The organism is Sphingopyxis sp. BE235 (genome assembly GCF_031457175.1).
Classification (GTDB): Bacteria; Pseudomonadota; Alphaproteobacteria; order Sphingomonadales; family Sphingomonadaceae; genus Sphingopyxis.
This window is the reverse complement of sequence record NZ_JAVDWC010000002.1, coordinates 1,085,197-1,098,256: the sequence shown is the minus strand read 5'-3', so window position 1 is coordinate 1,098,256 and position 13,060 is coordinate 1,085,197. Positions and strand designations below refer to the sequence as shown.

Sequence of the window (13,060 nt, the reverse complement as noted above, 5' to 3'; positions counted from 1 at the left end):
GGTCAAGCGATGTTTGCCGCTTCCCGTCGCCGGGCGGCTCGGCTAGACCGCCTGCCATGACTCCAGTTCTCGAAATTTCCGGCCTCGGAAAAACTTATAAGAGCGGTCACAAGGCGTTGAGCGACGTCGACCTTACGATCAACAAGGGCGAGATTTTCGCGCTGCTCGGGCCGAACGGCGCGGGCAAGACGACGCTGATCAGCATCGTCTGCGGCATTGTGACCGCGACTACGGGGACGGTGACCGTCGGCGGGCACGACCATGCGCAGGGCTATCGCGCGGCGCGGACGATGATCGGGCTGGTGCCGCAGGAATTGCACACCGATGCGTTCGAAACGGTGATGGCGACGGTGAGTTTCTCGCGCGGGCTGTTCGGCAAGCCGCGCAACCCCGCGTTTATCGAGCAGCTGCTGCGCGACCTGTCGCTCTGGGACAAGCGCGATTCGAAGATCATGGAATTGTCGGGCGGCATGAAGCGCCGCGTGATGATCGCCAAGGCGCTCAGCCACGAGCCCGAGATCCTCTTCCTCGACGAGCCGACTGCGGGCGTCGACGTCGAGCTGCGCCGCGACATGTGGAACATGGTGCGCGGCCTGCGCGAGCGCGGCGTCACGATCATCCTCACCACCCATTATATCGAGGAGGCCGAGGAAATGGCCGACCGCGTCGGGGTGATCACCGGCGGGCGGTTGATCCTGGTCGAGCAGAAGGACGCGCTGATCAAGAAGCTGGGGCGCAAGACGCTGACGCTCAATCTGGCCGACCAACTGGAGGCAGTGCCCGCCGAACTTGCCGACTGGAAGCTTGCGCTCGCGGGCGATGGGCACGAGCTCGTGTACGAATTCGACAGCCAGGCCGAGGCGACCGGCGTGCCCTCGTTGCTGCGGCGGATGACCGACATCGGGGTCCAGTTCAAGGACCTGCACACGCGGCAAAGCTCGCTCGAGGATATTTTCGTCGGGCTGGTGCATGAATCGAACGGCGCAAAGGGAGAAGCCGCATGACCGCGAACTGGCGCGGCGTCCGCGCGATCTACGCCTTTGAAATGGCGCGCTTCGGGCGCACCTTCTGGACCAGCCTGATGCTGCCGGTGATCACCACCGCGCTCTATTTCGTCGTTTTCGGATCGGCGATCGGCAGCCGGATGACCGAGGTCAGCAACGTCCCCTATGGCGCGTTCATCGTGCCCGGGCTGATGATGCTGACGATGTTCACCGAAAGCATCAGCAACGCCTCGTTCGGCATCTATATGCCCAAATGGACGGGGACGATTTACGAGATGCTGTCGGCGCCGCTGTCGCCGCTCGAAACGGTGATCGCCTATGTTGGCGCGGCCGCGACCAAGTCGGTGGTCATCGGGTCGATCATTTTCGCGACCGCGCACCTGTTCGTCGACGTGCAGGTCGCGCACCCGCTGTTGATGGCGGCGTTCATGATCCTGATGGCGGTGACCTTCTGCCTGTTCGGCTTCATCATCGGCATCTGGGCGCAGAGCTTCGAGCAGCTGCAGGTGATCCCGATGCTCGTCATCTATCCGCTGACCTTTTTGGGCGGGGCTTTCTATTCGCTCGACATGCTGCCCGCGGCGTGGCGGACGGTGACCCTGTTCAACCCCGTCGTCTATCTGATCAGCGGCTTCCGCTGGACCTTTTTCGGCAAGGGCGATGTCGGGATCGAAGTCAGCATGGGCGCGGTGACGCTGTTCCTGGCGCTGTGCCTGGGCGTCATCTTCTGGATGTTCCGCACCGGATACCGGCTCAAGAACTGATTTTGCGACCGATCTCTCTAACATCGTCATGCTGAACTTGTTCAGCATCCATGATCCATTGCTGCCTTCCGCGCTGCGCTGAAGGAGAGAATACGCCATGGACCCTGAAACAAGTTCAGGGTGTCGAAAATGGTGGACGCGAAATCCTGTTCGGGGGGGCGCGTTCAGCCGTTCAAACGTTCGCGCATTTCCTTGCCCGGTTTGAAATAGGGCACGTTTTTCGCCTTCACATCGACCGCCGCGCCCGTCCGGGGATTGCGGCCGGTGCGCGATTCGCGCGACCGGGTGGAGAAGGCGCCGAAGCCACGCAGTTCGACACGCCCGCCCGAGGCGAGCTGTTCGACGATGGAATCGAAGAAAGTGTCGACGATGCGCTCGACTTCCTCGAGCCGCAAATCGCTGTTTTCGCTCGCGATCTTTTGAACCAGTTCTGACCGGATCATGTGCTTCCCCTAATATATACAGTCACGCATTCCCCGCCGAAGCGGGTCCCGGTCGTTGCCGGCTCATTGTGCGTGAGACCCCTCCCAACGCGCGGAGAAGGTATCACGAATCCTTGTTTGATCAAAATATATCGCGACACGGAAAAGGCCCGCAGAGGGACACTCTGCGGGCCTTTGTTTCGCCTGTCGGCGGAAGGAGGAAATTAATCCTTCTTGCCGGCCTTCAGCGCCTCGCCGAGGATGTCGCCGAGCGACGCACCCGAGTCCGACGAGCCGTACTGCGCGACGGCTTCCTTCTCTTCGGCGATCTGCATCGCCTTGACCGAGAAGTTCGGCTTTTTCGAACGGTCGAAGCCGATGACCATCGCATCGAACTTCTGGCCGACCTGATAACGTTCGGCGCGCTGTTCGTCGCGGTCGCGGCCGAGGTCGGCGCGCTTGATGAAGCCGGTCGCGCCATCGTCGCCGGCCTGAACTTCGAGGCCGTTGTCGCGGACTTCGAGGACGGTAACGGTGATGACGTCGTTCTTCTTCACCGAACCGGCAGCGGCGACACCGCCGCCAACGGCCGGAGCACCCTTTTCAAGCTGCTTGATGCCGAGGCTGATGCGTTCCTTCTCGACGTCGACGTCGAGAACGACGACCTGCACGGCCTCGCCCTTGCGGTGGAGGTGCAGCGCTTCTTCGCCCGAGATGCCCCAAGCGATGTCCGACATGTGAACCATGCCGTCGACGTCGCCCGGCAGGCCGACGAACAGACCGAATTCGGTCGCGTTCTTGACTTCGCCTTCGACGACCGAGCCCACCGGGTGGGTTTCGGCGAACGCGCCCCAGGGGTTCGACTGGGCCTGCTTGAGACCCAGCGAGATGCGGCGCTTGTCGCTGTCGACTTCGAGGACGATGACGTCGACTTCCTGGCTCGTCGAAACGATCTTGCCGGGGTGGACGTTCTTCTTGACCCACGACATTTCGCTGACGTGGACCAGACCTTCGATGCCGGCTTCGAGTTCGACGAACGCACCATAGTCGGTGATGTTCGTGACCGTGCCCGACAGCTTCGCACCGACGGGGTATTTGGCGGCGACGCCTTCCCACGGATCGCTTTCGAGCTGCTTCATGCCGAGGCTGATGCGCTGCGTGTCGCGGTTGATGCGGATGATCTGGACGCGGACATTGTCACCGATGTTGATGACTTCGCTCGGGTGGTTGACGCGCTTGTAGCTCATGTCGGTGACATGCAGCAGGCCGTCGATGCCGCCGAGGTCGACGAACGCACCATAATCGGTGATGTTCTTGACGGCGCCTTCGATGATCTGACCTTCTTCCAGGTTCTGGATCAGGCCCGAGCGCTGTTCGGCGCGCGTTTCTTCGAGGATGGCGCGGCGCGACACGACGATGTTGCCGCGGCGGCGATCCATCTTGAGGATCTGGAAGGGCTGCGGCAGGTCCATGAGCGGGCCGACGTCGCGCACGGGGCGGATGTCGACCTGCGAACCCGGAAGGAACGCCACGGCGCCGCCGAGGTCGACGGTGAAGCCGCCCTTGACGCGGCCGAAGATGACGCCTTCGACGCGGGCTTCCTTGTTGAATTCTTCTTCCAGGCGGTCCCAGGCGGCTTCGCGGCGAGCGCGGTCGCGCGACAGCATGGTTTCGCCATTGGCGTTTTCGACGCGGTCGACATAGACTTCGACTTCGTCACCGACATTGATGTCGGCCTTCTGGCCCGGCATCGCGAATTCGCGAAGCGGCACGCGGCCTTCGCTCTTCAGGCCGATGTCGATCACTGCCAGGTCGTTTTCAATCGCGGTCACGGTGCCCTTGACGACGCGGCCTTCAAAGCCGCCGTCGGCACCACCAAGCGATTCATCGAGCATCGCGGCGAAATCGTCGCGCGTCGGGAAAGCCGTAGTGGCCATATGTGTGTTTCCTTACTTCATTTGTTCCGGCCAAGCGGTTGGTTCCGCTGGTCTTAATGGCCGATCTGCCATGCCTGCCGGATGCAGGACACAGCATCCTTCGAACCGTTGGCGAGCAAGCCATGGGCAAAGCAAAATGGGCGCGACGGGTGCATCCCGTCACGCCCGACGCTCGGTTTCGAGCGGCGGTTTGACCATGCCTCGACCTGCCAAAAAGCCCGTCGGACGGCGCGCATATAGTCCGCAAAGCCTGTCAAGGCAAGGTCGAAAGGCCGGTCAGGCGCGGCGCTTGCGGCGCTCTTCGACGAACGCGATCGCGGCGGCGAGTGCGGCGTCCTTGGCCATGCCCGTGTTGTCGAGCAGCATGGCGTCTTCCGCCCGGAGGAGCGGGGCGTTGGCGCGGCCGGTGTCGCGCGCATCGCGGGCGTGAACGTCGGCGAGCACAGCATCGAAACCGACGTCGACGCCGCGCGCGAGCATCTCGGCGTGACGGCGGCGTGCGCGTTCCTCGGGGCTGGCGGTGACGAACAGCTTGGCATCGGCGTGCGGCGCGATGACGGTGCCGATGTCGCGCCCGTCGAGCACGGCGCCGCCCGGCTGGTTGGCGAAATCGACCTGGCGCTGGAACAGCGCCTGACGCACGGCGGGATGGATCGACACGCGGCTGGCGAGCCCGCCGGTGGTTTCATAGCGCAGCGCCGGATCGTCCAGCAGGCTGCCCGGGAAGCTGCACGCGGCGAGCGCATCGGCGGCATTGTCGGCGTCGCCATGGTTGAGCTGCGTCTGGTAACCGACCGCGCGATAGAGCAGGCCGGTGTCGAGCACGGGCAGGCCGAAATGCGCGGCCAGCCCCTTGGCGACCGTGCCCTTGCCCGACGCGGTGGGGCCGTCGACCGCGATGATCATTGCTGCAAGCCCGCGAGCAGTTCCTCGAAATTGGGGAAGCTGGTCGCGACGGGGGCGATGTCGTCGATCGTCACCGGCGCCTTGCCGACGAGGCCGGCGACGGCGAAGCTCATGCAGATGCGGTGGTCGAGGTGGCCGGCGATCGTCGCGCCGCCGGGAAGCGGGTCGCCGCCGGTGCCGTCGATGATCAGGCCGTCTTCGGTTTCTTCGACGCGGGCGCCGATCGCCTGGAGGCCGGTGGCCATCACCGCGATGCGGTCGCTCTCCTTGACGCGCAGCTCATCGAGTCCGGTCGTGACGGTGCGGCCCTCGGCGAGCGCGGCGGCGATGAAGAGGATCGGGAACTCGTCGACCATGCTCGGCACGATGGCGGGGTCGACGGCGATGCCCTTGAGCGCGCTGTGGCGGACGCGGAGGTCGGCGACGGGTTCGCCGCCCACCTCGCGCGCATCGAGTAGCTCGATGTTGCCGCCCATCTGTTGCAGCACCTCGACCAGACCGGCGCGGGTCGGATTGAGGCCGACATTGGCGATGGTGACGTCCGACCCCGGAACGAGGAGCGCGGCGACGATGAAGAAGGCGGCCGACGAAGGGTCGCCGGGGACGGTGATCGTCTGCGGCTTCAGCTCGGCCTCGCCGCGGATGCGAATATGGCGGGTGCCGTCGGCGCCCAATTCGACGGTCAGGTCGGCACCGAAACCCTTGAGCATGCGTTCGCTATGGTCGCGGGTCGGGACGGGCTCGATCACTTCGGTAATGCCCGGCGTGTTGAGACCTGCGAGCAGGACCGCGCTCTTCACCTGCGCTGAGGCCATCGGCAAGCGATAGGCGAGGGGGATGGCGGGCGCGAGGCCGCGCACCATCAGCGGCAGGCGGCCCCCCGGCGAGGCGCTGATGTCGGCGCCCATCTGCGACAGCGGATCGATGACGCGGCCCATCGGGCGGCCCGACAGGCTGGCATCGCCGACGAAGGTCGTGGTGATCGGGTGGCTTGCGACGAGGCCCATGAGCAGGCGTGTCGAGGTGCCGCTGTTGCCCATGTCGAGCGCTCCCTGCGGCTGCAGCAGCCCGCCGACGCCGACGCCGTAAATGCGCCATTCGCCGTCGTCCTGGCGTTCGATCGTCGCGCCCATCGCGCGCATCGCGGCGGCGGTGGCGAGCACGTCATGCCCTTCGAGCAGACCGGTGACACGGCTTTCCCCGACGGCAAGCGCGGAGAGCATCAGCGAGCGGTGCGAGATGCTCTTGTCCCCCGGAATCGCGATCCTACCTTTGAGCGGAACGGAAGCGGAAAAGCTGCGCGGCGTGGCGGTTTGATCGGTCATGGCGTGCGGCTTTTGACAGCGGCCTTGCAATCTGGCAAGGCGCACGCCGATTTGACGGATAGCTATTCAACTTCCGTCGCTCTTCCGATATTTTTATCCTGTTCCAAAGGGTTACGAGGCATATATGATCAAGGCTGAATGGGGCACGAAGCGTAGCTGCCCGAAATGCGCAACCCGATTCTATGATTTGACCAAGGACGACCCGATCAACTGCATCAATTGCGGTTACAACTGGATTCCGGAATCGGTGCTGAAGTCGAAGCAGCCGATGCCGTTTGAACAGATCGAGAAGCCCGGCAAGGTCGTCAAGGAAGAAGGCGTCGACGAGGATCTGGATCTGGACGTCGATGTCGACGAAGACAGCGATTCGCCGGACAATGATGTCGACCTGGGCGGCGACGACGATCTGGGCGTCGCGACCGCGGACGACGACGACGTCGAAACCTGATAATTTTCGCGGGGGGCCAAAAAAGCATCGGATGATGCATTTGGCCCCTTGCATCGGTCGCCTGCACTGGTAAAGGCGGCCTCCCGATCGCAGCAGCCAAGAATATTGGCCGGGGCGATCCAGAATGGTACGGGGCCTTAGCTCAGCTGGGAGAGCGCCTGCATGGCATGCAGGAGGTCAGCGGTTCGATCCCGCTAGGCTCCACCATTACAAAAAAGGCCCGCGAAAGCGGGCCTTTTTTGTTGCGCAGCTGATCGGTGGCTATTCGGCCGCCTCGTCCTTCTCGAACACGGGTTCCAGCGCGATCGGATCGGCGAGTGTGATGCGATCGAGGATCGACGCGGTGTCATCGCGGACTTTCAACATCAGGCTGCGCAGCCGGCATTCGGATTCGGGCAGGCAATTCTTGCAATGTTCGTGCGCGTTGCGCGCGGCGCACGGGACGAGCGCGAGCGAGCCGCGCGTCAGGCGGACGAGATCGCCATAGCTGATGTCGATCGGGGGCAGCGCGAGCTGATAGCCGCCGTCGCGCCCGCGCTGCGAGATGAGCAACCCCTCGCGCGCCATTTCGGACAGGATCACGGTCAGGAATTTGGGCGGGATATTCTGCGCCTCCGCAATATCCGCAAGCTGCACCTGCCCCTTGCCCCAATGGTCGGCAAGGTGCTGGAACGCGCGGATCGTATAGCGGGTTTTTTGCGAGAGCATGGCGGCGTTACTGTGACATATTCAGCCTTAATTCAACCTGTCTGGATGACATAAGTTGCAGAGTTGATGAAAATCACAGCGGGTGGCATGAACCGTCAATAAGAGGGTCGCTGGATAGCCCGGTTTCGGGCGCGGCGGAGGTGGATCAAATGATGCGGAAAATATTCGCGACTCCCGCGGTGTTGGCAGCCTGCTTGCTGGCCGTCACCCCGGCTCAGGCGCAGTTCGGAAGCCTGCTTCGCAAGGTGACGACGCCCGCGCCGAAACCGAGCGAAGAGGGCAATGGCGGCTGTCCCAAGGGCAAGAAGGGCAGCAGTGCGGGCCGGAGCATTTTGGGCGGTGTGCTCAACGAGGCGATCGGCAGCGCGGCGAGCAAGGCCGGTGTCTATAGTTATGTTCCGATTTCGGAGGTCAGCGGGACGCTCACCGACGCCATCGCCTGCCGCCTCGATCCCGCCGAACAGGTGCAGGCGGCGGCGGCGACCGAGGAGGTGACGCGCGGCGAAGAGGTCGGCGCGACCGCGAACTGGACGAGCGAGACGCGTCAGAATGTCAGCGGATCGTCGACCATCGCGGCAAAGAATGAGCTAGCCGACGGCTCGCAGTGCATGAGCGTCACCGATATCGTGATTGTCGAGGGTGAGGAAACGCGCGTGTCGAAACGGATGTGCAAGGGCCCCGGCCAGGCGCGCTATGTCCTCGCGGCGTAAAGCGTTTCGCGTCGCGGCGGCGGCGGGCCTGATCGCGTGCCTGACCGGCGCTGCCAAGCCGGCGATCGACCCCGCGAACCCGACCTGCCCGCTGACCCCCGACTGGTCGGCGAACCCGACGATGAAGCTGACCCCCGTTGCCAAGAAGAATGGCAAGGTGCTGCTCGCCGAGGGGCGGATCGATGCGGGGCTGCCCGATCGGCTGAAGGCGGCGCTTGCCGCCAATCCCGACGTCAGCGAAGTCTGGCTGCGCTCGCCCGGCGGCGACGCGCGCGCGGGCAATGCCGCGGGGCGGATCATTCGCTCGAACTTTGGCCTCACGACACGCATCCCGGCGGGCTGGGCCTGTTTCAGCGCGTGCAATTTCATCTTCATGGGCGGCCAGCCGCGCGTGATCGACCCCGGCGGGCTGTTCATCGTCCATATGTTCACGCGCACCGGCGACCGCAGCGCGATCGACATGAGCGTCGCGATGGGGACCGACGCGACGAAAGAGCTGATCGGCGACATCGAACAGGACGCCGCTTTGCTCGCGAGCGAGGACAATGATTTCCTGATCCGCATGGGGGTGTCGCGCAAGCTGCTGACCGAGGTCATGTATCAGCAGAAAGCGCTGGCGAACGCCGACGACAAGTCGACGCGCCGCTGCCTGACGCAGGCCGAGGTGAAGACCTATAACGTTGCAAATAACAACGAATAGGATAGGCTGTTTCTCAAAATAGGAGAGGCTGCCATGAACGAGATGACGCACGATCACGCCACTTTCCGGTCGATGATCGACGGAACGCAGGAAGATTGGGACATTATCGCGCGCGAGCAGAAAGAGTTCGCGCCGAACAATGGCAAGCGCATCCTCGACCATCTGAAGCTGCTCGGCGGCGATTATGGCGGCTTTCCGGTCGACCGGCTCGAACATTGCCTGCAGACCGCGACGCGCGCGCACCGCGATGGGCGTGATGAGGAATATGTCGTGATGGCGCTGCTCCACGACATCGGCGACACGCTCGGGGCGTTCAACCACCCCGACGTCGCGGCGGCGATCCTCAAGCCCTTCTTGTCAGAGGAGAACCTCTGGATCGTCCAGCATCATGGCGTGTTCCAGGGCCATTATTTCTTCCACTATCTCGGGCTCGACCGCGACATGCGCGACCAGTTCCGCGACAGCCCGCATTATGCCGCCTGCGCCGAATTCTGCGAGAAATATGACGCGCCGGCGTTCGATCCCGATTATCCCAGCGAGCCGCTCGAATTTTTCGAACCGATGGTGATGCGCCTCTGCTCCTATCCGCGCACGAGCATCTACAAGAAGGTGATGGTCGAGGAAGCCGCGGAGTAGTTTGGGTCGTCATCCCAGCGAAAGCTGGGATCGCTCGCGTCCAGGATGAACGATAGCGGCCCCAGCTTCCGCTGGGGCGACGGTCGCTTACTTCCCCTTGAACTCGGTCTTGCGCTTCTGCTGGAAAGCCATGATGCCTTCCATCGCGTCGGCGGTGCCGCCCGCGATGAACTGGCCCTTGGCTTCGGCGTCGAGCGTGGTCGAATAATCCTGTGACATGCCGTCGCGCAGGATCTTGCGCATCGTGCCGAGCGCGATCGTTGGGCCGTTGGCGAGGCGCGTTGCCAGCGCCTTGGCCTCGGCCAAGAGGTCGGCATCCTCCACGCTCTTATAGATCATGCCCCAGTCGGCCGCCTGATCGGCCGAAATCTTCTCGCCCAGCATCATCATCTGCAACGCGCGCGGCACGCCGACGAGGCGCGGCAGCAACCACGACGAGCCGCCGTCGGGGACGAGGCCGATGTTGACGAAGGCCTGCAGAAAATAGGCGCTCTTGCCCGCGATGGTGAAGTCGCCCGACAGCGCGAAGCTGCACCCGACGCCCGCCGCGGGGCCGTTGACCGCGACGACGACGGGGATGTCGAGATTGGCGAGCGCGAGCAGCATCGGGTTGTAATGCCCGCGCAGCGCGTTGCGGCTCCGCGCCCCGCCGCTGACCGCACCGCCACCCGAACGATCGCCCGCGAGGTCGGCGCCCGAACAGAAACCGCGGCCTTCGCCGGTGATCAGCAACGCGCGCGCGCCGAGGCCCGGCAGATGATCGAGCGCTTCGCGAATATCGTCCGCCATCGCGGGCGGCATCGAATTCAGCCGGTCGGGGCGGTTGAGCGTGATCGTCGCGACATGGTCGGCGAGTTCGAGCTTGATCGTGTCGAAGGTCGGAAGGGTCATGGGGAATTATCCTCTCGCGGGTGCTTTACCTTTACGTTCACGTAAAGGTGTGACTCATTTGGCGGGCGAGTGCAAGGGGGAAGGGTGCTCAGGTCGGGTTGGCCGGTTTCGACCGGAAGCTGTCCTATCGATCATCGTCACCCCGGACTTGATCCGGGGTCCCGCTTGAGGTCGAAGCCAGTCCGTCCGTCAAAAAAGCGGGATCCCGGATCAAGTCCGGGATGACGAAAGAAAATCGAGCAACGGCAACTCTCCACCCTCAAAGCGGTCACTTGAGCGATACGGCTACTCGCCGCCCAGACGCCGAAACCGCATATCGCCCTCGGCGCGGTGGAGGGTGAGGCCGCGTTCGGTCTTTTCGGCGCAGGCGCCCTCGAAATTCACGACGCCGATATCGTTGGGCTTGATGATGACGTGCAACTTGCCGCCATCGGCTTCGGCGAGAATGAAGCGCGGCGCGGTGATGCCGTAGATCGGTTCGCGCACCTCGATCCAGCGCGGGATGCGCCTGTCGTCCTCGGGCATCGTCCAGCCATAAACCTGGGTATAGTCTTCGGCGGGGTCGCCGCTATCGAAGCCGATCGTGAAATCGACGCCAGGGACGCCCTTGCCGTTGGGCCAGGTGACGAGCAGGGTGGGGACGGCGCCCTCCACCTCGATCAACGCGCCCTTCTCCATGGTGGGGGGTATGGGTTTCGGGTCGGTGGTGAGGCAGATCGTGGCGCCGCGCGCTTCCCAGCGCCCCTCGGCGCGCTCGTCGAGCGCGCCCGCGGCGAGCATATATTGGAAGCGGCCGTCGTTGCGGATCAGGAGTCCGCCGCCGACGTCGGGGCCTTCGGCAAGGCTATATTCGCCCACCCAGGGTGAATCCTGCGCCCCTGCGGGGGCGGCGACCAGGGCGGCGGCGAGGAGCAGGGTTCGCATGACCCGATCATGCGTCCGCCGGGGCGCCGACGCCAGCCCCTTTCCACATGTCGCGCCACCTGCTAGGCGCCCGCGCCATGTCCCAGAAGCACCCCGACCGCCGTACCTTCGCCATCATCTCGCATCCCGACGCGGGTAAGACGACGCTGACCGAGAAATTGCTCGTCGCGGGCGGCGCGATCCATATCGCGGGCGAGGTCAAGGCGCGCGGGCAGGCGCGGCGCGCGCGCTCCGACTGGATGAAGATCGAGCAACAGCGCGGGATTTCGGTGACCTCGTCGGTGATGACCTTCGAACATGCGGGGCTCGTCTTCAACCTGCTCGACACGCCGGGGCACGAGGATTTCAGCGAGGATACCTATCGCACCCTCACGGCCGTCGACAGCGCGGTGATGGTGATCGACGCCGCGAAGGGCATCGAGCCGCAGACGCTGAAGCTGTTCGAAGTGTGCCGCCTGCGTTCGGTGCCGATCATCACCTTCATCAACAAGGTCGACCGCGAGGGCCTGCCGCCGTTCGAACTGCTCGACGAGGTCGCCGACCGGCTCGCGCTCGACGTCTGCCCGATGAACTGGCCCGCGGGTATGGGCGGACAGTTCGAGGGGATCTACGACCTCGCCGATCCCGCGATCATGCGGCCGGGCGGCGATGCGTCGCGCATGTATGAAGGCCACCGCGCGAAGGTCGCCGGGCTCGACGACCCCGCGCTCGCGGCGGAGCTTTCAGAGCGCGGGCTGGCGCACCTCAAGGAAGAAACCGAACTGGCCTCGGCCTGCTATGCGCCGTTCGACGCCGCCGCTTACCGCAATGGCGACCTGACCCCGGTCTATTTTGGGTCGGCGCTGAAAGAATTCGGCATCGGCGACCTGCTTTCGGCGCTCGCGAACCACGCGCCGGGGCCGCAGCCGCAGCCGGCCGAGCCTGCGCCGGTGCAGCCGGGCGACGATGCGGTGACCGGCTTTGTGTTCAAGGTGCAGGCGAACATGAACCCCGCGCACCGCGACCGCATCGCCTTCATGCGCCTGTGCTCGGGCAAGTTCGAACGCGGGATGCGGCTGATGCAGGGCGGGACGGGCAAGGCGATCGCGATCAGCCGCCCGATGCTGTTCCTCGCGCAGGACCGCGAGATGGCGGAGGAAGCGTTCCCCGGCGACATCATCGGCATTCCGAACCATGGCACGCTGCGCGTCGGCGATACGCTGTCGGAGCGCACCGACATCACGATCACCGGACTGCCGAACTTCGCCCCCGAACTGCTGCGCCGCGTCGCGCTCGTCGATCCGACGAAGACCAAGCAGCTCAGGAAAGCGCTCGACGACATGGCCGAGGAGGGGATCATCCAGGTCTTCTACCCCGAAATCGGGTCGAACATGATCGTCGGCGTCGTCGGCCAGTTGCAGCTCGAAGTGCTGATCAGCCGCCTCGACGCCGAATATAAGGTCGAGGCGAAGCTCGAGCAGTCGCCGTGGGACACCGCACGCTGGATCGCGAGCGACGACGCCGCGGCGCTGAAGGCGTTCCAGGCCGACCATCGCGGCGCCAGCGCCACCGATCGCGACGGTGCGCCGGTGTTCATGGCGAAGGATGCGTGGGAGGTCGGCTATGTGACCCAGCGCCATCCGTCGATCCGGTTTACGGCGACCAAAGAACGGCGCTTCGCTCCGGCCGATTGACGCCGGGATCGA

At 64.4% G+C, this 13,060-nt stretch carries 14 protein-coding genes and 1 tRNA gene; 8 read left to right on the top strand and 7 right to left on the bottom strand.

Annotated features, from left to right (window positions below):
• Nucleotides 1-56: 56 nt before the first annotated feature.
• Together J2X38_RS12425 and J2X38_RS12420 are read left to right on the top strand one after the other, a co-directional pair.
• Nucleotides 57-1,004, top strand: coding sequence for an ABC transporter ATP-binding protein (locus J2X38_RS12425; RefSeq protein WP_310254469.1), 948 nt, complete (start codon nucleotides 57-59; stop codon nucleotides 1,002-1,004).
• Entirely contained in the window at nucleotides 1,001-1,768 is a 768-nt protein-coding gene (locus tag J2X38_RS12420; protein ID WP_058536261.1) for an ABC transporter permease, read from the top strand. Before J2X38_RS12425 ends, J2X38_RS12420 begins: the two co-directional genes overlap by 4 nt.
• Before the next feature lie 164 nt (nucleotides 1,769-1,932).
• On the opposite strand, the gene J2X38_RS12415 is transcribed toward J2X38_RS12420, so the two are convergent.
• From J2X38_RS12415 to aroA, 4 genes are all read right to left on the bottom strand, one after another.
• Nucleotides 1,933-2,211 (bottom strand): integration host factor subunit beta, encoded by a 279-nt coding sequence (locus J2X38_RS12415; RefSeq protein ID WP_058536262.1) that lies wholly within the window; start codon nucleotides 2,209-2,211, stop codon nucleotides 1,933-1,935.
• Between the two features lie 203 nt (nucleotides 2,212-2,414).
• On the bottom strand, nucleotides 2,415-4,127 hold the full coding sequence (rpsA, locus tag J2X38_RS12410) for a 30S ribosomal protein S1 (protein ID WP_058536263.1): 1,713 nt from the start codon (nucleotides 4,125-4,127) through the stop codon (nucleotides 2,415-2,417).
• Nucleotides 4,128-4,403: 276 nt separating this feature from the next.
• A complete protein-coding gene (locus tag J2X38_RS12405; RefSeq protein WP_310254465.1) occupies nucleotides 4,404-5,033 on the bottom strand; it encodes a d(CMP) kinase in 630 nt (209 codons plus the stop codon).
• Nucleotides 5,030-6,358 (bottom strand): 3-phosphoshikimate 1-carboxyvinyltransferase, encoded by a 1,329-nt coding sequence (gene aroA, locus J2X38_RS12400; RefSeq protein WP_310254463.1) that lies wholly within the window; start codon nucleotides 6,356-6,358, stop codon nucleotides 5,030-5,032. The genes J2X38_RS12405 and aroA overlap by 4 nt, the downstream gene beginning before the upstream one ends.
• Nucleotides 6,359-6,482: 124 nt before the next feature.
• Here aroA and J2X38_RS12395 point away from each other — a divergent pair, with 124 nt between their 5' ends.
• On the top strand, nucleotides 6,483-6,806 hold the full coding sequence (locus J2X38_RS12395; RefSeq protein WP_056370418.1) for a TIGR02300 family protein: 324 nt from the start codon (nucleotides 6,483-6,485) through the stop codon (nucleotides 6,804-6,806).
• A gap of 131 nt (nucleotides 6,807-6,937) precedes the next feature.
• Nucleotides 6,938-7,013, top strand: a tRNA-Ala gene (locus J2X38_RS12390).
• Nucleotides 7,014-7,067: 54 nt separating this feature from the next.
• Here J2X38_RS12390 and J2X38_RS12385 read toward each other — a convergent pair.
• Nucleotides 7,068-7,514: an Rrf2 family transcriptional regulator gene (locus J2X38_RS12385; RefSeq protein ID WP_056369487.1), complete on the bottom strand. Its 447-nt coding sequence runs from the start codon at nucleotides 7,512-7,514 to the stop codon at nucleotides 7,068-7,070.
• A 149-nt stretch (nucleotides 7,515-7,663) separates the two neighbouring features.
• Here J2X38_RS12385 and J2X38_RS12380 point away from each other — a divergent pair, with 149 nt between their 5' ends.
• From J2X38_RS12380 to J2X38_RS12370, 3 genes are read left to right on the top strand one after another with little or no spacing between them, the layout of a single operon-like run.
• Nucleotides 7,664-8,224: a hypothetical protein gene (locus tag J2X38_RS12380; RefSeq protein ID WP_231732554.1), complete on the top strand. Its 561-nt coding sequence runs from the start codon at nucleotides 7,664-7,666 to the stop codon at nucleotides 8,222-8,224.
• Nucleotides 8,208-8,924 carry a hypothetical protein gene (locus J2X38_RS12375; protein ID WP_310254457.1) on the top strand — a complete coding sequence of 239 codons (717 nt, stop codon included), beginning with the start codon at nucleotides 8,208-8,210 and terminating at the stop codon, nucleotides 8,922-8,924. Before J2X38_RS12380 ends, J2X38_RS12375 begins: the two co-directional genes overlap by 17 nt.
• A gap of 33 nt (nucleotides 8,925-8,957) precedes the next feature.
• Nucleotides 8,958-9,560 (top strand): HD domain-containing protein, encoded by a 603-nt coding sequence (locus J2X38_RS12370; RefSeq protein WP_310254454.1) that lies wholly within the window; start codon nucleotides 8,958-8,960, stop codon nucleotides 9,558-9,560.
• Nucleotides 9,561-9,647: 87 nt separating this feature from the next.
• Here J2X38_RS12370 and J2X38_RS12365 read toward each other — a convergent pair whose 3' ends face one another.
• Nucleotides 9,648-10,451: an enoyl-CoA hydratase-related protein gene (locus J2X38_RS12365; RefSeq protein WP_310254452.1), complete on the bottom strand. Its 804-nt coding sequence runs from the start codon at nucleotides 10,449-10,451 to the stop codon at nucleotides 9,648-9,650.
• A 285-nt stretch (nucleotides 10,452-10,736) separates the two neighbouring features.
• Nucleotides 10,737-11,375 carry a hypothetical protein gene (locus J2X38_RS12360; protein WP_310254450.1) on the bottom strand — a complete coding sequence of 213 codons (639 nt, stop codon included), beginning with the start codon at nucleotides 11,373-11,375 and terminating at the stop codon, nucleotides 10,737-10,739.
• A 77-nt stretch (nucleotides 11,376-11,452) separates the two neighbouring features.
• Between J2X38_RS12360 and J2X38_RS12355 the strand changes: the two genes are divergently transcribed.
• On the top strand, nucleotides 11,453-13,048 hold the full coding sequence (locus J2X38_RS12355) for a peptide chain release factor 3 (RefSeq protein WP_310254448.1): 1,596 nt from the start codon (nucleotides 11,453-11,455) through the stop codon (nucleotides 13,046-13,048).
• The last annotated feature ends 12 nt before the right edge of the window (nucleotides 13,049-13,060 follow it).